At 68.0% G+C, this 19,276-nt stretch carries 15 protein-coding genes and 2 pseudogenes; 7 read left to right on the forward strand and 10 right to left on the reverse strand.

The features are described from left to right. Positions 1–365: pseudogene (locus X946_RS36560) on the forward strand (hypothetical protein); the annotation flags it as partial. 677 nt (positions 366–1,042) lie between these two features. Here X946_RS36560 and X946_RS16045 read toward each other — a convergent pair. The 7 genes from X946_RS16045 to X946_RS16075 form a co-directional block, all read right to left on the reverse strand. Next, positions 1,043–2,977 carry a S53 family peptidase gene (locus tag X946_RS16045; protein ID WP_038749274.1) on the reverse strand — a complete coding sequence of 645 codons (1,935 nt, stop codon included), beginning with the start codon at positions 2,975–2,977 and terminating at the stop codon, positions 1,043–1,045. A gap of 1,013 nt (positions 2,978–3,990) precedes the next feature. Continuing rightward, positions 3,991–4,440: a zinc-finger-containing protein gene (locus X946_RS16050; protein ID WP_038749277.1), complete on the reverse strand. Its 450-nt coding sequence runs from the start codon at positions 4,438–4,440 to the stop codon at positions 3,991–3,993. A 204-nt stretch (positions 4,441–4,644) separates the two neighbouring features. Next, positions 4,645–6,108, reverse strand: coding sequence for a sensor domain-containing diguanylate cyclase (locus tag X946_RS16055; RefSeq protein ID WP_038749395.1), 1,464 nt, complete (start codon positions 6,106–6,108; stop codon positions 4,645–4,647). A gap of 214 nt (positions 6,109–6,322) precedes the next feature. Next, positions 6,323–6,742: a hypothetical protein gene (locus tag X946_RS33950; RefSeq protein WP_152611724.1), complete on the reverse strand. Its 420-nt coding sequence runs from the start codon at positions 6,740–6,742 to the stop codon at positions 6,323–6,325. 233 nt (positions 6,743–6,975) lie between these two features. Continuing rightward, on the reverse strand, positions 6,976–7,950 hold the full coding sequence (locus tag X946_RS16065; RefSeq protein ID WP_038749283.1) for an alpha/beta fold hydrolase: 975 nt from the start codon (positions 7,948–7,950) through the stop codon (positions 6,976–6,978). Between the two features lie 5 nt (positions 7,951–7,955). Beyond that, entirely contained in the window at positions 7,956–9,551 is a 1,596-nt protein-coding gene (locus tag X946_RS16070; protein ID WP_038749286.1) for a flavin-containing monooxygenase, read from the reverse strand. Next, positions 9,548–10,456, reverse strand: a complete 909-nt coding sequence (locus X946_RS16075; RefSeq protein WP_038749289.1) for an SDR family NAD(P)-dependent oxidoreductase — start codon at positions 10,454–10,456, stop codon at positions 9,548–9,550. Before X946_RS16075 ends, X946_RS16070 begins: the two co-directional genes overlap by 4 nt. A gap of 103 nt (positions 10,457–10,559) precedes the next feature. Between X946_RS16075 and X946_RS16080 the strand changes: the two genes are divergently transcribed. Beyond that, on the forward strand, positions 10,560–11,213 hold the full coding sequence (locus X946_RS16080; RefSeq protein WP_038749292.1) for a TetR/AcrR family transcriptional regulator: 654 nt from the start codon (positions 10,560–10,562) through the stop codon (positions 11,211–11,213). Between the two features lie 355 nt (positions 11,214–11,568). Here X946_RS16080 and X946_RS16085 read toward each other — a convergent pair whose 3' ends face one another. Then, positions 11,569–12,468 (reverse strand): LysR family transcriptional regulator, encoded by a 900-nt coding sequence (locus X946_RS16085; RefSeq protein ID WP_038749295.1) that lies wholly within the window; start codon positions 12,466–12,468, stop codon positions 11,569–11,571. A gap of 217 nt (positions 12,469–12,685) precedes the next feature. Here X946_RS16085 and X946_RS16090 point away from each other — a divergent pair, with 217 nt between their 5' ends. The 4 genes and pseudogenes from X946_RS16090 (at position 12,686) to deoC (ending at position 16,969) form a co-directional block, all read left to right on the forward strand. Continuing rightward, positions 12,686–13,330, forward strand: coding sequence for a glutathione S-transferase family protein (locus X946_RS16090; protein WP_038749298.1), 645 nt, complete (start codon positions 12,686–12,688; stop codon positions 13,328–13,330). Beyond that, positions 13,255–14,434 (forward strand): annotated as a pseudogene (locus X946_RS16095) (pyridoxamine 5'-phosphate oxidase family protein); the annotation flags it as partial. The gene X946_RS16090 and the pseudogene X946_RS16095, both read left to right, overlap by 76 nt. Positions 14,435–14,895: 461 nt before the next feature. Next, the gene (locus X946_RS16100; protein ID WP_038749304.1) at positions 14,896–16,170 is read left to right on the forward strand and encodes a NupC/NupG family nucleoside CNT transporter; all 1,275 of its coding nucleotides are present in this window, start codon (positions 14,896–14,898) and stop codon (positions 16,168–16,170) included. Positions 16,171–16,183: 13 nt separating this feature from the next. After that, positions 16,184–16,969, forward strand: coding sequence for a deoxyribose-phosphate aldolase (gene deoC / locus X946_RS16105; RefSeq protein ID WP_038749308.1), 786 nt, complete (start codon positions 16,184–16,186; stop codon positions 16,967–16,969). Between the two features lie 28 nt (positions 16,970–16,997). Here deoC and X946_RS16110 read toward each other — a convergent pair whose 3' ends face one another. Further along, positions 16,998–17,255, reverse strand: a complete 258-nt coding sequence (locus tag X946_RS16110) for a hypothetical protein (RefSeq protein ID WP_038749310.1) — start codon at positions 17,253–17,255, stop codon at positions 16,998–17,000. A 13-nt stretch (positions 17,256–17,268) separates the two neighbouring features. Continuing rightward, positions 17,269–17,448 carry a hypothetical protein gene (locus X946_RS16115; RefSeq protein ID WP_038749313.1) on the reverse strand — a complete coding sequence of 60 codons (180 nt, stop codon included), beginning with the start codon at positions 17,446–17,448 and terminating at the stop codon, positions 17,269–17,271. 484 nt (positions 17,449–17,932) lie between these two features. Between X946_RS16115 and deoA the strand changes: the two genes are divergently transcribed. Then, positions 17,933–19,255 (forward strand): thymidine phosphorylase, encoded by a 1,323-nt coding sequence (gene deoA / locus X946_RS16120; protein ID WP_038749315.1) that lies wholly within the window; start codon positions 17,933–17,935, stop codon positions 19,253–19,255. The last annotated feature ends 21 nt before the right edge of the window (positions 19,256–19,276 follow it).

Raw genomic sequence — 19,276 nt, forward strand, 5'->3', positions numbered from 1 at the left:
ACCCGAAGTACCCGAAGTACCCGAAGTACCCGAAGTACCCGAAGTACCCGAAGTACCCGAAGTACCCGAAGTACCCGAAGTACCCGAAGTACCCGACGACCCGGACGTGCCGCCCGAACCCGAGGTGCCGGACGTGCCCGAAGTCCCCGAAGTCCCCGAAGTCCCCGAAGTGCCGATGGTGGCCGGCTTGACGCCGCCGGACGACAGCGACGGACCGTCGACCGATCCGCAGCCCGAAAGCGCGAGAAGTGTGGAAATACTGATTGCGATGGCCGATTTATTGAACAGTTTTTGCATGACAGGCTCCCAGATAAACTTTGATGACAGCCTTCGATGCAATTTTCGTACCATTGATTACTTCGTAGAATCTCCCTTCGTTAATGTATAAAAAATATCAAATCATCGATTAATCGTTCGAGATCGATGGGGAAATTTGGATTTTCTGCGAGGGTGTGGCCGCGCTGCTCCCGTCTTGCTACGTGACGTTCCGGGCGGCGTAACGGACTGCGCTCGGAACACGGAACACGGAACACGGGGGCCGAAGCGTACGCGTGAGGTAAGACGGCATCGCGTGACGGCGGCATCCGTGCAGGCCTGAATCGATCGCAGGCGTTGCGATATCAATCGAAAACGATCCGATTCGAAAAGGAGAGTGAGGGAGGCGTTCCGACCGGCCGGTCAGTATCGATTCGTCTTCCGCCTGCGCGGCGGCGCTGTCCGCGAGTTCGATCGGCCGCTGACCCGAGCGCCCGAATGAACCGACCCCTCGCGGCAAGCAAGCCGCAGTGACGCGCACTCGGCCGAAATTTGCCTCTCGATGAAAAGCGTCGCCCTCATCGACGGCCATGCACCCGCCGGCAATCGACTTCCGACGCATGCCGCGCGGGCCCGAGTTTCGGTTGCGCGTGTCGAACTTGCATCTCGAATTCACCGCATTTGCCGGCGTATTCGCCACGCCGGCACGTCGGCGCGCCGGCACCGGCATGCCGGCACGAAACCCGCCGCGCGCCCCGAACCGGCCACGCGCGGCGTTTCCCGCCCGTTACTTCACCGAACTTGCGCTGACCTTCGCGAAATCGAGGCTGCCGAAGCCGGTGTCGTAATCCCATCCGGACGTCGCGCTATAGCCGTAGTTGTTGTAGCCGTTGTTGCCCGACGTCACGTCGTGCAGCAGCGACGCATTGCTCGGCAGGCCCTGATAGAAGGCCGACGTCGGCAGGCCGAGGCTGTTGCTGTTCGCCGATTCGACGCGCGCCCAGCCGCCGACGAAGATCGGCGACGCGAGGCTCGTGCCGCCGACCAGCTGATTCGCCTGGCCGTTGATCACGAGATACGCGCCCGTCGATTGCGCGGCGTCGAACGCGACGTCCGGCACCACGCGCTTCGTCACCGAACTGCCGAGCGCGGCCGTCTGCCAGCTCGGCGCCGTCTCGTAGCCGCTCACGCCGCCGCCTGTCGCCCACAGCCGCACCGCGTTGTCGAGCACCTGGCCGCTGCTGTTGACGTCCGCGTAGGCGAGCCCTTCGTTCCACACGGTTTCGCCCGCCCAGGTCGTCGTGCCGTTCGTCGACAGCGTCGTGCCGCCGACCGCGACGACGTACGGCGAGCTCGCCGGCGACGACACGCTGTACTTCGCCAGATTGATCTTCGTCGTGACCCGGCCGCCGCTGTACGTGCCGACGTAGCCCGGCGAACCGTACGGCGAGGTCGACCATTGATAGACGCCCGCGTCGCCCGACGACACCGAGAAGATCTGTCCCTGCGCGACCGCCTGTTTGAACACCGCGTCGTTCGCGGAGAGCGAGCCGTCCGAATTCGCGGCCGCCTCGTCTTCGCCGAGCGATACGTTGATGACCTTCGCGACGTTGTCGGTGACGGCCTTGTTGTACGCGGCGGTCAGCGTCGCGTTCGTGAGGCCGTTGTCGTTGCTGTCGCCGTTGACGGCCGCATAGAAGATGAGCTGCTTCACGCCGCCCGACGTGCCGATGATCGTCTGGCTGTCGAGATCCCATTCGCTCGGATCGCCGTCGTTCGCGAGCGTGCCCGAGCTGCCCGCGACGACGGCGGTGTTGACGGTCGGCAGGCCCGCGTTCTGCGTGAACGTGTTCAAGTCGGCGATCGTCTGCGTCATGTCGCCCCACGTGATGATCCCGACCGTCGTATTGGTCGCGGCGGGCAGGCCGCTTGCGTCGTAGATCTGCGCGAAATCGGTCGGCTGATGGCCGACCTGCGAGCCGCCCGTCGTCGCGTTCTTCGTGATCGTGTCCGTCTGGATGCGCGCGTCGGCCGGCGTGCCGCGATGGATCAGCCGATGCGGAACGGCTGCGCTCTGCAGCCCGAGCACCGATTCGACGAACGGGCTCAGCGATGCGGGCACCAGCGCGGCCGAGTCGTTGGCGTAGACCGCCTTGCCGCGATAGTTGAAGCGCTTGAGCGTCGTGCGGAAGCCGCGCTCCGCGTTCGACGCGTTGCCTTCCGCGAAAATCAGCTTGTTGTTCGCCGATACCGTGACGTTGCTGAAGCCGTTCGCCTTCAGGTGCGCGACGACGGCCTGCACCTGGCCGTCGGTCGGCGCGAAGCGCGCCTTGAACTGCTCGGGCGTCAGGTACTTGCGATAGTTCGCGCTACCGGGCTGGTTCACTTCGCGCACGAGCGCGTCGAGCTGCGCTTCGTTGCGGCTCTTCAGCACGATGGTCACGCGCAGCGGCTGGCTCAGCTCGAGCGGCGTGACGTTCGTGTCGGTGAGCTCGGGCGTGCCGATCACGTTGAGCGTGTAGCTCGGCGCCGTCTTGGCGAGCGTCTGCGATGCGGCGGCGGCGGGCGCGCGCGCGATCAGGAAGGCGTCGGTGCGGGTCGGTGCCCAGTCGGATGCGGCTTGCGAGGAAAGCGGGGACAACGCAGCGGCGATCGCCAGCGGTAGCAGCGACAGCGCGAAGCGTTTCGAGAATAGCCGGTTGACATGCTGAGTTCTCTGCATTTTTGGAGTCCCAAGAAAATGATGAAGAACGGATGCGCAGCCTGGGTCCGACGGGGTAGGGACGCGCGGCGCGCAGCCGATGCACGGCGATGCGGCGAAGCTGACGTTCACGGCGACATGATTCCCTCCCTTCGATGGATGGCTGAGGCGGCGCGGCGTGGTCGAGCTCGACGTTCGCGGCGGCGTCGGGCGCACCCGCATGCCGACGCGAACGCGCGCCCGATTCGGCGGGCCGTTCGTCAAATGCTTAGGAATCCCATTCATATGGCGCGCGAAAGCACTGCTTGCGCCGCGCCGCAATTCGTTGCGCGATCCGCATGCGGCGCGGCGGATCGGCGTCGATCCGTCACGCGGCGGCTGTACCGCGTCTTTCAGCAAATTCGGACAACACGAGCCCGTCGCGCAGCCGCGACGAAGCGGCGCGCGAGACGGAACACCTACTCAGTAGACCGGCCGGAACCGGGCGAGCCGGTCGGGGCCGTCAAATCAGCCATGCTGCCTGCGCGTCGGCGGTGCGCGGCGCCCTCTCGCCGCGCGCATCGTTCGTCGTTTGCCGCCTTCGTTGGCCGCGCCGGCCAAACGCTCGCCCACCGAGATTCCGGCATTCGCTTTGCGCCGCTCGGGAATCCAATCTCGAAAATCCGTATTAATCGAGTGATTTTCGATATTTCCGATTCGCGATGAATGGCGAAGGATTGCCGGTTAATCTGGAATTAATCGATTGTCCGGAAGCGTGCCGCGGTTTCTTCGTGGATTGAAAGCCGCCCCTCGTAAATAACGTAATTAAATTGGAAGAATTCAGTCAGGCAGATGTTTGGTTAATGCTTGCACCGCGTATCGATGCGGCATTTGTTTGCGAAAAGATAGCAAGGAAAAAATTGAAGCGTCAAACTTTTTTTGATTCGATCTAAAAAATTTAGAAGCGTAATTCGTTTGAACCAAATTCGATAAAGGCAGAATGTAAGCTGGGATGTGAAAAGCGTTTGATGCGCCGCAGTAATGGCGAATAAGTATTACGAATGCGCGGGCGGCGATTTGCGGGATATGAATTGCTCGACGAGCCGCAGCGCGCCGCGGCACGCGTCGAGATCGAACGTGTGGATCGTGTTCGACGTGGCGTCGAGCCCCAGTTGCGTCGCGAGCCAGCGTATGCCTTTCGCGCGCGCTTCGAACGCGTTGCAGCCGTCGCGCCGCATCTTCGCGGCGACGAGCGGCTCGAGCGCCGCATGCAGCTCGGACTTCGCGTGCCTGAGCTCGGCGTTCGCGAGCCGGCCGAGCGGCACGTGGCGCCGGCTGCGCGGAAAGACGCCGATCCATGCGTCGCACGGCGGGCAGATCCACAGCTCGCCGTGATCTTCGCGGTATGGATACGCTTCTTCGCCGTAGCGCGCGAGCGTCGCTTTCGCGCCGCAGTAGTCGCAGACGGGTTGAGGCAGGGCGGGAACGGGGCGGCCGACTCGCATGATTCAAGACAATAGGTTCGTGTGTGGACAAAACGATAGCGTATACGAATGACCGGGCCGCGCGGCCTCGGTTCCTTTCGGGCGCTTTCGCGAGCCGCAAAGCGGCGCGGCGGCGGGTGTGCGGAAGCCGCGCTGAAACGGGCTAAATCGGGCTAAATTGGACCCAAACGGGCCAAAACGGGCCCGACGCGCGAGCCGCGTGCGCTATGCGTGCTGCGCGTCGCAGACGCGGTTGCGGCCCGACGATTTCGCCCGGTACAGCGCGGCGTCGGCCATCCTGACGAGCGTCGTGTCGGAATGCGCGACGTTCTCGCGCGACGTGACGAGCCCGATGCTGACGGTCACGCGCTCGTACGGGCTTCTTGCGTGCTCGATGTCGAGATCGTAGATCGCGCGGCGGATATGCTCGGCGATCGCGGACGCGCTCTTCGCATCGGTGTCCGGCAGCGTGATCACGAACTCCTCGCCGCCGTAGCGGGCGACGTCGTCGGCCGCGCGGCGCACGTTCAGCGCGAGGCAGCGGCCGACTTCGCGCAGCACGTCGTCGCCCGCCTGGTGGCCGTAGCAGTCGTTGTAATCCTTGAACTGGTCGATGTCGACGAACAGCAGCGACAGCGGCCGGCCGGTGCGCAGCGCGCGCGCCCATTCGCTGCGCAGGTTTTCGTCGAACGCGCGGCGATTGCCGAGGCCCGTCAGCGCGTCCGTGCGCGCCAGCCGCTGCAGGCGCAGCTCGGCGTGCCGCCGCCAGCGCAGCTCGTGCGACAGCAGCGCGGTGCCCGTCAGGATCACGACGCCGAACACGAGCATCAACAAGCCGAGCCGCAGCGCGCGGATGCGCCATTGGAGAAAGACGTTGTGTTCGGCGGGCGATACGGCGACGACGATCGGCAGCCCCGGCAGCCGCTTGTACACGTAGAGCCGCCGCACGCCGTCGATCGACGCGACGGCGGTGAACACGCCTTCGTCGCGCGCCTTCGCTTGCGTGAAGAGCTCCGATCCGGCGATGCTGCGCCCGACCATCTTCGGGTCGAACGGCAGGCGCGTGATCATCAGCCCGTTGGTCTCGAAGATCGACGCGGTGCCGCCCGGCCCGACCGACAGGCCGTCGAGCAGCGCGCGGAAATAGTCGATGCTGAGCGTGCCCGCGACGATGCCGCCGAACGAGCCGTCGGCGCGCGTGATGCGCCGGCTCAGCGCGATCGTCAGCGCGCCGTGCCGCAGGCGCGCGGCGTACGGCTCGCTGATGTAGAGGCCGCCCTGAGGATGGTCGCGCTGATAGGCGAAATAGTCGCGATACGCGAAATTCGCGACGGGCGGCGGATGCGGGAAATGCGAATCGAGCACGATGTCGCCGTGCTCGTTCATCACGTAGATCGTGCCGAGATACTTGCCGGTGGCCGCGCGATCGAACAGCACCTTGCTGCGTATCGCGGGGTCGAGCGCCATGATGTGCGGATCGTTGACGCCGTCGACGACCGCCTGCAGCGACAGATCGTAGAGCTCGATGTTGCGCGCGACGTCGCGTTCGAGCAGCAGCACGAGGTTGTGCGCGTTTTCGGTCGCGTGCAGGTACGCGTCCTTGCGTGATTCGTACAGCACACGCGCGCCGAACAGCCAGATCAGCGCGAGCAGCAGCGCGCCGCAAACGATGATGCCCGCCGGCGACATCAGGCTCTGCATCCAGGACTGCAGGTAACGAGTCGCGAAGAAGGTCGAGCGCTTGCGCATGACGTCGGAGGCCTGTCGGGCGGCCGATCGGCGGCATCGCGGTTCGCGGGGGCCGTGCGATCGGACCGTCGTTTCATCCGCCGCTTCGCGCGGGCTGCCGGCTCGCGCGAAGCAACGATTATTCGGGTTATCGTGCAATGCCGCATTTTCTTGATCATTCGAGCGTCGCACAAGGCCGTTTCCACGCGGCTGCCGCGGCGGCGCGCGATTCGGCGGCCGTTCGCCGGCCGGCACGGACGAGGGCGTCGCGCGCGTTCTTTCGTCCGTGGATACGATCGTAGATTTTCCTTCCGATTATCGCGATCGTCGAGCACGGATTCGTGCGGCGATCATTTTTCGTCGTTGCAAGCCTGATCCCGAGCTTGCGCCCCGATTGCGCATGCGGCTGATTGCCGCATGCATGCGCGGCGATCGGATCGTCGCGTGTGTGCGCAACGGCGGCCCGGCGCTCCGGACGCAGCGAGGCGACGGGCCGATGTAATGTAATCGATGACGGGCTGGAAGGTGTGCGTAATAAAGCGCGTGGCGATGGCGCCGCGCCGAGTTCGTTGCGCGTGCAACGAACGGCATGCATTCGTCATGCCGCCGATTGCCGACCGCCGACCGCCGACCGCCGACCGCCGACCGCCGACCGCCGATCGCCGATCGCCGATCGCCGATCGCCGATCGCTCATCGCTCATCGCTCATCGCGATTCGTCGCGGCATAAAAAAAGCGCCGCCCAAAAAAGGCGGCGCATCTCACGCGAATCGAACGGTTTCACAGCGCGCGTACGCGCCGCGAAAGCCGCCCGACGCGAACCGTCGGCTCAGCTCTCGACGCTTTCAGTCAGGCGTTTGGGCTCGGCGGGCACCGGCGCGTCGGCAACTTCGAGCAGCCAGTCGGTCGTTTGCGCGGGCTGCGTGACGGGCAGCATGTGGCCGCCGTCGACGACCTTCAGGTTGACCGCGTCGAGCCGCTTCTTGAGCGCCTCGCCGTGGCGCTGCCAGTTGAGGATCTGGTCGCCGCGGCCGTACAGCACGTCGACGGGCACGGCGAGCGACGCGTAGCGGCTTTCCATGTCGGGCAGATCCTCCGGCGCGGCGACGAGATCCGACGACGCCGAATAGAACGCGTGCGGCCGCAGCCCCATCAGGCCGCCGCCCTTCACGCCGAAATCGTGCGGCACGGTTTCCGGCGCGAAGATCAACTCGATCGCCTTGCGGCTTTGCAGAATCGACACCGGAATGCCGAGCGTGAACGACGCGAAGCGGCGCACGAGCGACGAGCGCAGCGCGAGCCCGCGGAACGGGCCGGGCGGCTCGGTTTCGGTGTGCGTGAGCGGCGCGATCAGCGCGATCCGGCTCACGCACTGCGGATGGTTGAGCGCGAGCGCGAGCGAGATCGCGCCGCCGAGCGAGTGGCCGACGACGACCGGCTTGTCGAGGCCGAGCGTCGCGATGAACATCGCGATCGTGCGAGCCTGTGCGTAGACGTTGGCGGTCGAACGCGGGCCGCGCGTCGAGCGGCCGGAGCCCGGGCGATCGACGAGGATCACGCGGTGCGACTTCGCGAGCCGTTGCAGATCGAGATACGCGAAGTTGCGCAACTGGCCGCAGAGGCCGTGCACGAACACGATCGGCGGGCCTTCGCCGTATTCGACGTAGTGCAGGCGGTCCGCGCCGACGTCGACGAACTTGCCCTCGGGCGGGAACATCTTCTTGATGCGGTGCGCGGTGAACAGCGTGAACGCAAACAGCGCGACGAACGCATAAGCGAGAAAGTGCAACAGCTTGATTATCATCGGGATCACCTTCCTTCGTAGGCGGGCTGACGGGTGTCGTCACGTTCGGCGAGCGCCGGGCGGCGGCGCTCGAACTGCATCGCGCCGTCGGCGAGCGAGCCGAACCTGAATGTGGCGAAATCGCGCGCGTAGTTCTGGTAGGACTTCCACGGCTTTTTCGTGCCCTGCTTCGGCAGCACGCCGGCGGCGCGCTGGATATAGCCCGACGTCAGGTCGACGACGGGATCGAGCTCCATGCTGCCGGGTGCGAGCCGCGGCACGCAGACGTCGTAGCCATGCGTGCGCATGTGCTCGAGCAGCCGGCACACGTATTGCGCGATCAGCTCGGCCTTCAGCGTCCATGACGCGTTCGTGTAGCCGAACGACGATGCGAGATTCGGCACGCCGCTGTACATCATGCCCTTGTACGACACGGTCTGCGACAGGTCGACGGGGCGTGCGTCGACGGTCACGGCCGCGCCGCCCAGCATCTTCAGCTTCAGGCCCGTGGCGGTGACGATCACGTCCGCGTCGAGGCGCTGGCCGCTCTTCAGGCGCAGGCCGGTCGGCGTGAAGCGTTCGATCTCGTCGGTGACGATCGACGCGTTGCCCGCGCGGATCGCCTTGAACAGATCGCCGTTCGGCACGAGGCAGAGGCGCTGGTCCCACGGCTTGTAGCGCGGCGTCAGATGCTTGTTGACGTCGAACTGCGGGCCGAGCTGCTTGCCCGCCGCGCGGATGATGAACTTCTTCGTCGCGTCCGGGCGGCGGCGCGCGAGGTTGTAGAAGTACATCGTCAGCAGCACGTTCTTCAGCCGCACGAGCCGGTGCGCGAGCCCCGACGGCAGCCAGCGGCGCAGCGCGTTCGCGATCGCGTCGCGCGCGGGCAGCGACACGATGTAGGTCGGCGAGCGCTGCAGCATCGTCACGTGGCGCGCGTCGCCCGCCATCGACGGCACGAGCGTCACCGCGGTCGCGCCGCTGCCGATCACGACGACGCGCTTGCCCTTGTAGTCGAGATCGCTCGGCCAATGCTGCGGATGAACGATGCGGCCCTGGTACGCGTCCATGTCCGGCCAGCTCGGCGCGTGGCCTTCGTCGTAGTCGTAGTAGCCGCTGCACATGTAGAGAAAGCGGCACGTGTAGACGGCTTCTTCCTGATGCGAGTCGCCCGCGCGCTGCACGCGCACGGTCCAGCGCGCGCTCGTCGAATCCCAGCTCGCTGCGATCACCTTGTGATTGAAGCGGATCGTCTTGTCGATGCCGTACGCGCGCGCGGTGTCCTCGATGTAGTCGAGGATCGTCTGGCCGTCCGAGATCGCCTTGTCGCTGTGCCACGGCCGGAAGCTGAAGCCGAGCGTGAACATGTCGGAATCCGAACGAACGCCCGGATAGCGGAACAGATCCCATGTGCCGCCCATCGTCGCGCGGCTTTCGAGGATCGCGTATTTCGCGTCCGGGCAGCGCTCGCGCAGGTAGTACGCGGCGCCGATGCCGGACAGCCCGGCGCCGACGATCAGCACGTCGAAGTCGGTCGCGGCGCGGGTGTCGCCGCCCGTCGCCGCCTGCGGCGCGCGATCGTTCAGCGCGCGGGCGGCGTTCCAGTCTGTCGTCGAACTCATGCGGGGTCCTTGCTGATGGAGGAAGGGGGAGCGGTCCGCGCCGCGGCCTGCTGGCGCGCGAGGTTGCGCTCGCGCGACTTGCGCACGAAGCGCAGCACGAAGACTTGGTATGCGGAGCCGAACAGGCGCGCGAGCTTGTCGATGCGGCGCGCGTCGGCGCCGACGAGCACGCGCCGCGCGTTGCGCTCGACGCCCGCGACGATCTGGCGCGCGGCCGATTCGGGCGTCGTCACGTTGATGAGCCGGTTCGCCGCGCGGCGATGCGTTTCGATGTCCTGACCGGTCAGCGTCGCGATGCTCGAATCGATCCGCGACGCGGTGGCGATGTTGGTCGCGACGCCGCCCGGATGCACGCAGGTCACGCCGACCGGCGCGCCTTCGAGCTCGAGCTCCATCCTGAGCGCCTCGGTGAAGCCGCGCACGGCGAACTTCGTCGCGTTGTACGCGCTTTGCGTCGGCATCGCGACGAGGCCGAACAGGCTCGACGTGTTGATCACGTGGCCGTCGCCCGATTCGCGCAGATACGGCAGGAACGCCTGAGTGCCGTGCACGACGCCCCAGAAGTTGATCGCCATGATCCATTCGAAATCTTCGATCCGCGCGGTCTCGGCGGGCGCCGCGAGCGACACGCCCGCGTTGTTGAAGATCAGGTTGACCTTGCCGTGCACGTCGCGCGTCGCGCGCGCCCAGGCGAACACCGCGTCGCGCGACGCGACGTCGAGCCGCTGCGACGTGATCTTCACGCCGTGCGTCGCGCAGATCGCGACGGTCTGCGCGAGGCCGCTTTCGTTGACGTCGCTGAGCGCGAGGTGACAGCCGCGCCGCGCGAGCTCGACGGCGAGGCTGCGCCCCATGCCGGAGCCCGCGCCCGTGATCGCCGCCACCTTGCCGGAAAAATTCCTCATCACACGGCCCTCCTAAGGGTGTCTCCGTGATATATGTCAATTTTGAATGTGGTGTGAGTCGTCACCACTTTAATTTTTACATTGACTGATGTCAAATAGCGAAATGGAGAACTCTCTCGAACTGGACAAGAAGGGCCGCCCGTACGGCGGGGTCGCGCCCGAGGCCCGCGCCGCGGAGCGCCGCGACGCGCTGATCCGCGCGGGCACGCGCATCTTCGGCACCGTCGGTTTCCGCCGGGCCACCGTGCGCGCGATCTGCCAGGAAGCGAAGCTCAACGATCGCTATTTCTACGCGGCGTTCGACAGCGCCGATGCATTGCTGCGCTGCACCTATCAGCATCACGCGGAGCAACTGCGCGTTTCGGTGAAGCACGCGATCGACGCGCTCGGCGGCGAGCGCGACGGGCTCGAAGCGCGGGTCGACGCGGGTCTCGCCGCATTCTTCGCATTCCTGCGCGACACTTGCGCGGCGCGCGTGCTGCTGCTCGAAGTGATGGGCGTGAGCACGGAAACCGACGCGACCTATCAGCGGAACCTGCTCGAATTCGGCAAGATGATCATCTCGCTCGCCGGGCCGGTGAGCGAGGAGGCCGGCGAGCGCGCGGACCAGCGGATCATCGGGCTCGCGCTCGTCGGCGCGATGACGAACGTCGGCGCGGCGTGGCTGCTGACCGGTTATCGCGATCCCGAGGAGAAGATGGTGCGCAACTGCCGGAAGGTGCTGCTCGGCACGTTGCAGTTTCTCGCGAAGCGGTGAGCGGGCGGGGCGGCGCGTCGGCGTTGGACGTCGCGCGTCGATCGCGCGGCGGATGCGCGTCGATCTTGCGCCGAGCGCGCCGATGCGTTTGCGTTCGGATCGGCGCGGATCGTCTCGTCGTGCGGATCGATCGGCTGCGTGTCGACGCACGCGTCGAACGAAGGTTCGTCGCCATTCTCGCCACGGCGACGCGCGGAGCCCCGCGCACGCGATTCGGCCGGGCTGCGTCGTCGATCGGCCCGCGCTCGCTTCGCATTTCACTTGCCGCCGGCTCGCCGGCGCCGGCTTCGCCGATGAGCGATGCGCCGGCGCGCCTGCGTGACGCGCCGTTCAGCGCATTCGCCCTGGCTCGCGCTCACGCCGCGAGCCGGGCCTTCAGCACGTCGATCAGCGCGCGCACCTTCGCGCACGGATGGCTCGTCGACGGAAACACCGCATGGATGTCGCCGGGCGGGAACGACCAGGCGGGCAGCACGCGCACGAGCCGGCCGGCCGCGACGTCGTCGGCGCTCGAGAAGCTCGTCGCGACGCCGAAGCCGCCGCCCGCGAGCACGGCCGCGCGGCATGCCGTCGCCGTGTTCGACGCGAACGCGCGCTTGCACCGCACGCTCGCGCGCTCGCCGCGCGCGTTCGAAAGCTCGAGCGTCGTGCGCGGCACCGTCGACAGCATCACGTACGGCAGCGCGCCGAGCGCATCGGGCGCGGCCGGCGCGCCGTGGCGCGCGACGAACGCCGGACTCGCGACGAGCCAGCGTTCGAAGCCGCCGATCTGCACCGCGCGATAGTTCGAATCGGCGAGCCGGCCGAGGCGGATCGCGACGTCCAGGTTGTCGCGCACGAGATCGACGACGCGGTCGTCGCACTGCAATTCGACGTCGAGCGCCGGATGCGCGTCGCGCAGCGCGACGAGCGCCGGCGCGACGACGAGCGCGCCGTAGTCGACGGGCGCGCTCACGCGCAGCGTGCCGCGCAGCGGCCCCGCGTCGCCCGCCGCCGCGGCGAGCGCCGCTTCCGTCTGGCGCAGGATGTCGCGGCACGCGTCGCAGAACGCGCGGCCCGCCTCCGTCACGTTGAGCCGCCGCGTGGTCCGCACGAGCAGGCTCGCGCCGACCTCGGCTTCGAGCCGCTGCATGTGCGCGCTCACCATCGTCTTCGCGAGGCCGAGCCGCTCGGCCGCCGCCGTGAGCGACCCCGCCTCCACCACGGCGACGAAGATCGCGAGCCGGTTCAGGTTCACGTCGCGGATGTCCGCCATCGTCAATTGTCCATTCATCAGGGATTGTGTTTCGGCAATTATCCATCTTATGTGAACGGGATGCGCGCGCTACGCTGCGGGTGTCGGCGGGCGGATCGACGCAAAGCGCCGGTTGCCGAGGCGGTCCGCCGCCGCCGTTCGTCGTGTTCCGCCTTCGACCTTCGCGTTTCGACCTTCGTATTTCGTATCTAGTCCTTCGTTCGAGGAGTGCCGCCCCATGCCCGCCATTCGATTGCCCGCCGCGCCGATTCGGCTCCACCGGAGCTCGCTGTCCGGCCACTGCCATCGCGTTCAGTTGTTCCTGTCGCTGCTCGGCTTGCCCGTCGAGCTCGTCGAAGTCGACATGCGCGGCGGCGAGAACCGTCGCCCCGCGTTCCTCGCGCTCAATCCGTTCGGCCAGGTGCCGATCATCGAGGACGGCGGCACCGTGCTGTTCGATTCGAACGCGATCCTCGTCTATCTCGCGAAGCGTTACGGCGATCCGTCGTGGCTGCCCGAAGATCCGCAAGGCGCCGCCGCGGTGCAGCGCTGGCTGTCGCTCGCGGCCGGGCCGATCGCGTACGGCCCGGCCGCCGCGCGCCTCGTCACCGTGTTCGGCGCGCCGCTCGATCACGCGAGCGCGGTGAGGATCGCGCAGCGGCTCTTCGACGTGATCGATCCCGAGCTCGCCGCCAGGCAATTTGCGGCGGGCGACCGTCCGACGATCGCCGACGTCGCCGCATATGCGTACATCGCGCATGCGCCCGAGGGCGGCGTATCGCTCGAGCCGTATCCGCACGTACGCGCGTGGCTCGCGCGCATCGAGGCGCTGCCGGGCTTCGTGCCGATGCGGGCGAGCCGCGCGGGGCTGCGCGTCGCGTGACGCGAGCTCGGGCGCGGCGCCGAATCCATCGCGAAGGAGAACGACATGACGCAATCCACATCGACGGCGCCCGTCGCGCCGTTTCACGACGGCGAGCTCGCCGCGCAGCGGCGCGCGGGCGTCGCGGAAGCGGCCGCCGTGTCCGGCGGGCGCGGCATCCGCACGTTCATGCCCGATCAGCATCGCGCGTTCTACGCGCAATTGCCGTTCTTCGTCGTCGGCGGCGTCGACGGCGACGGCCAGCCGTGGGCGACGCTGCGCGTCGGCGCGCCGGGCTTCGTGTCGTCGCGGGAGCCGCGCATGCTCGACATCGCAGGCGGCGCGCTGCGCGACGATCCGCTCGCCGGCAGCTGGCGCGTCGGCAGCCTGCTCGGCGGGCTCGGCATCGAACTGCACACGCGGCGGCGCAACCGGATCAACGGCGTCGTCGCGTCGCTCGCGGGCGATGCGATGGCGGTGGCGGTCGACCAGAGCTTCGGCAATTGCCCGAAGTACATCCAGAGCCGCACGTCGACTCCGGCGCCGCCGCAGCGGATCGACGCCGCGCCGCCGCAGCGCCGCGCCGCGCGGCTCGGCGCCGACGACCGCGCGCTGCTCGCGCGAGCGGATACGTTCTTCATTGCGAGCGCGAACGCGTCGGAAGCGGCGGGCGGCGCGCGCGGCGTCGACGTGTCGCATCGCGGCGGGCCGCCCGGCTTCGTGCGCGTCGACGACGACCGCACGCTGACGACGCCCGACTACAGCGGCAACAATTTCTTCAACACGATCGGCAATCTGCTGCACGATCCGCGCGCCGGTTTGCTGTTCGTCGACTTCGAGCGAGGCGATCTGCTGTACGTCGCGGTCGACGCGCGGATCGTGTGGGACGGGCCGGCGCTCGATGCGTTCGACGGCGCGCGGCGTCTCGTGCGGTTTCGGGTTCGCGAGGTGCGGCGCAGCGCGGCGGTGCTGCCGTTTCGGTGGTCGGCGCCGCGGTTCGCGCCGCAGTTCGCGGGGGTGGGAGGAATGGAGGCGGCGGGGGTGGCTGCGGCGTTGGCGACGGCTTCGGTGGCGTCGTCCGCGTCCGCGCTTTCGTCGGCGTCCGAATCCGGCACGGGAGGCGACGATATTGTGCGCTTGATGCTTGATGCGTGATGCGTGATGCGTGATGCGTGATGCGTGATGCCCGACGCCCGACGCCCGACGTTCGATGTCCGACGCTCGATACCTGACACTTGATACTTGACGCGTAACGCTCGACCGCAAACCGCAAACCGCAAACCGCAGAACGCAGAACGCTAAATCGCCAAATCGCCAAATCGCCAAATCGCCAAATCGCCGCGAAGCGCCCGCCCCTCGCCTACCTCGCCAAAATCCCGCTGACAACCGAAACCGCGCGCGAAACGCGCGGGCGCGCATCTTTCGTTCGCCGATCGATTCGACCACTGGCGTTCGCCGGCCGCGCACGTTATGTTCTCGTCCGACGATTGGACGGACGCGCCCGTCCGCCCGATCGAGCGGGCTGGCCAGCCCGCCGGCCGCGCCGGCGACGGCGGGCCTCTCATCCCATCATCCGAGGTACGTTCGTGGATATCTTGCGCAGCTTGTGTGGCATCGTGGTATTGCTCGGCGTCGGTTTTGCGCTGTCGATCAACCGGCGTGCGATCAGCGCCCGCACTGTCGTCGCGGCGCTCGCGACGCAGCTCGCGATCGGCGCGCTCGTGCTGTTCGTGCCCGTCGGCCGCGACGCGCTCGCCGCGATCGCGCATGCGGTCAACAGTGTGCTCGAGATGGGCCAGCACGGCGTTGCGTTCCTGTTCGCGGGCCTCGTCGGCGACAAGATGTTCGCGCTCTTCGGCGACGGCGGCTTCGCGTTCGCGCTGCGCGTGCTGCCGATGATCGTGTTCGTCACGTCGCTGATCGCAGTGCTCTATTACATCGGCGTGATGAAGTGGCTGATCACGATCGTCGGCACCGCGATGGCGAAGCTGCTCGGCGTGAGCCGCATCGAGGCGTGCTCGGCCGTCGCGACGATCTTCCTCGGCCAGAGCGAGATGCCCGCGTTCGTGAAGCCGTTCATCCGGCGGATGAACGGCACCGAAGTGTTCGCGGTGATGTCGAGCGGCATGGCGTCGGTCGCGGGCTCGGTGCTCGCCGGCTACGCGGGGCTCGGCGTGAAGATGGAGTATCTGCTCGCCGCGTCGTTCATGGCGATTCCGGGCGGCCTGCTGTTCGGCAAGATGCTGTGCCCGACGACGGAGCCGTCCCGCGTCGTCGTCGATTCGCTCGAGTTCGACGAGAAGCGCGCGGCGAACGTGATCGAGGCGGCCGCGTCCGGCGCGGGCGTCGGGATGCGGATCGCCGTGAACGTCGGTACGATGCTGATCGCGTTCATCGGCCTGATCGCGCTCCTGAACGCGATGGTCGGGCTCGTCGCCGGCTGGCTCGGCTTCGCGGGCGTCACGCTGCAGTCGCTGCTCGGCGCGCTGTTCTCGCCGCTCGCGTGGCTGATCGGCGTGCCGTGGCAAGATGCGCCGGTGGCGGGCAGCTTCATCGGCCAGAAGCTGATCCTGAACGAGTTCGTCGCGTACGGCGCGTTGTCGCCGTATCTGAAGGACGCCGCGCAGGTTGCCGCGGCCGGGCTGCCCGTGCTCGCGCCGAAGACGATCGCGATCGTGTCGTTCGCGCTGTGCGGTTTCGCGAATTTCTCGTCGATCGCGATCCTCACGGGCGGCTTCACCGCGGTCGAGCCGGATCTGCGCTCCGACGTCGCGCGCAACGGCATGCGCGCGCTCGCGGCCGCGACGCTGTCGAACCTGATGAGCGCGACGATCGCCGGGCTGTTCCTGTCCCTTTCTTGAACGAGGTGCTCGCATGGAGCTTTCGTTGAATCGCAACCAATTGACCGAAGCGGCGCTGAAGGCGCTGCACCTGATCGACCTCACGTCGCTCAACGACGACGACACCGACGAGAAGATCGCCGCGCTCGCCGCGTCCGCCGACACGCCGGTCGGCACGCCCGCCGCGCTGTGCGTGTATCCGCGCTTCGCCGGCGTCGCGCACGCGGCGCTCGCGGCGCGCGGGCTCGTGCTGCCGGTGGCGACCGTCGCGAATTTCCCGCACGGCGCGGCCGATCCGGATGCGGCCGCGCGCGAGACGGCCGATGCGCTCGCGCGCGGCGCGGACGAGATCGACGTCGTGTTTCCGTATCGCGCACTGCTTGACGGCGACGAGCGGGTCGGACGCGAGCTCGTCGCGCAATGCCGCGCGGCGGCGGGCGGCCAGTGTCTGAAGGTGATCCTCGAAACCGGCGAGCTGCGCGACGCGGCGGCGATCCGCCAGGCGAGCGAGATCGCGATCGAGGAGGGCGCGGATTTTCTGAAGACGTCGACGGGCAAGGTCGCGGTGAACGCGACGCTCGACGCGGCGGCCGTGATGCTCGCGACGATTCGCGTGGCGGGGCGCGCGGTGGGCTTCAAGGCGGCGGGCGGCGTGCGCACCGCGCAGGACGCGGCGCAGTATCTGTCGCTCGCGGAGCGCGAGCTCGGGCCGGGCTATCTGACGAGCGCGACGTTTCGCTTCGGCGCGTCGGGGCTGCTCGGGAATCTGCTCGAGACGCTCGGGCATCGGGCAGGGGCGACGCGGGGCGCAGGGTATTGAGCGACGTTGCGCGAACCGAAGGGCGGCGTCAGTCGATACGGGCGCGCCGGGGGCGAATGCGATCGGGGCGCCGTTCGACGACGGCGAGGCTGTAGCCGGGGGCCGCGCTCGCACGCGCGAGTTCGGCCAGTGCTCGAAGCCACCGGCAGCCGAGCAGCGCGGTCAGGATCGCGCGCAGTCCGATGGCCGGCGCGAGCCGTTGAAGCCGCCGGCACGCCCGCCGCAGCGCGCGCGTCGCGAAAGGCGCGCGCACGTGTGCGCGACCGCGTGACGGATCGACGCGCATCTCGCGGCTCCCGTCAGTGAACCGGCGCATAGCCGAGCTTGTGGACTCCATACGCCTCCATCCATTCCTCGCGATCGTCGAATCCCATGGCTTTGGCGAGATGGTCGGCCATGTCCTCCGGTGTCGGCGTCACCGACGAATCGTAGTAACCCAGCGGCGTTTCCGCTTTCGGCGTCAAGATGGCGTAGAGCATGTCGACCTCCTGTCTTTAGCCAACTTAACGGCCGCGGGGATCGCTTTCTTGACCGGGAAATTCCCCGGTTAGAGTGATGCGCCGAATTTGCCGGCTGTCCGGCGGCCGGTGGCGGTGGCGATGGCGATGGCGATGGCGATGGCCGGTGGCTCGCGGCTCGCGGCGAGCGGTCGCCACTCGATTCGATCGCCTCGATATGCACGCGCGCGGGACGCCGCCGCCTGCCGGAATCGGCCGTTGCCCGCGCAGCCGGATTCGCGATCGCTTCCATCGCGGGCCCGCATCGTTCCGATCGAGCGGGCCTTCGCGGCGCGTCGGGATTGCGTGTGCGGCTTGCGCGTCCGTGATAGCGTCGCTCTTCATGAGATTCCCGCCCGGCCTGCCGGTCCCGGCAACGGATGGAACGCCGACGCGCGCGGCGGGGCGCAGCGCCGTACGGGATGCATTCGATCGTGTCGTTGAAAATCAAATACTTGGGCAAGTCATGACTTTCCTGCCGCAGGAATTCATCCGCAAGGTGCGCGACCGCGAGCCGCTCGACGCGGCCGACGTCGAGCGTTTCGTGCGCGGCGTGACGACGGGCGACGTGACCGAAGGCCAGATCGCCGCGTTCGCGATGGCCGTCTATTTCAACGAGCTGCCGCTATCGGCGCGGATCGCGCTGACGCTCGCGCAGCGCGATTCCGGCGACGTGCTCGACTGGCGCGGCGAGCGCCTGAACGGTCCCGTCGTCGACAAGCATTCGACGGGCGGCGTCGGTGATCTGACGTCGCTCCTGATCGGGCCGATGGTCGCCGCGTGCGGCGGCTGCGTGCCGATGATCTCGGGCCGCGGCCTCGGCCACACGGGCGGCACGCTCGACAAGCTCGAGGCGATTCCCGGCTACGACGTCGCGCCGTCCGTCGACGCGCTGCGGCGCGTCGTGCGCGAGGTCGGCGTCGCGATCGTCGGCCAGACCGCGCAGCTCGCACCCGCCGACAAGCGGATCTACGCGGTGCGCGACGTGACGGCGACCGTCGAATCGATCTCGCTGATCACCGCGTCGATCCTGTCGAAGAAGCTCGCGGCGGGCGTCGACGCGCTCGCGATGGACGTGAAGCTCGGCACCGGCGCGTTCATGCCGACCGTGGAGAAATCGGCGGAGCTCGCGCGCAGCATCGTCGACGTCGGCAACGGCGCGGGGATGAAGACGGCCGCGACGCTCACCGATATGAACGAGGCGCTCGCGCCGTGCGCGGGCAACGCGATCGAGGTGCGCTGCGCGATCGACTTCCTGACGGGCGCGGCGCGCCCCGCGCGGCTGCGCGAGGTCAGCTTCGCGCTCGCCGCGCAGATGCTGACGATGGGCGGGCTCGCCGCGAACGCGGACGACGCGCGCCGGCAGTTGCGCGTCGCGCTCGAATCGGGCGCGGCCGCCGAGCGTTTCGCGCGGATGGTCGCGGCGCTCGGCGGGCCCGCCGATCTGATCGAGCGGCCGCAGCTGCATTTGCCGCGCGCGGCGCTCGCCGCGCCGGTTCTCGCCGAGCGCGCCGGCTGGATCGACCGGATCGACGCGCGCGCGCTCGGGCTCGCGGTCGTCGGCCTGGGCGGCGGCCGCGCGAAGATCGGCGACGCGCTGGATTACGCGGTCGGGCTGTCCGCGCTCGCGCAGCGGGGCGCGCGCGTCGACGCGGGGCAGCCGATCGCGATCGTTCACGCGCGCGAGCCCGACGCGGCTGCGCGGGCCGCCGACGCCGTGCGGCGCGCGTATCGGATCGGCGCGGAGCAGCCGGCGCAGGCGCGCGTCGTCTATGCGGTGATCGAGTAATCGAGCGAATTGGGCCGCGCG

Origin of the sequence: Burkholderia sp. ABCPW 111 (assembly GCF_000773065.1) — a bacterium.
Taxonomy (GTDB): Bacteria; Pseudomonadota; Gammaproteobacteria; order Burkholderiales; family Burkholderiaceae; genus Burkholderia; species Burkholderia savannae.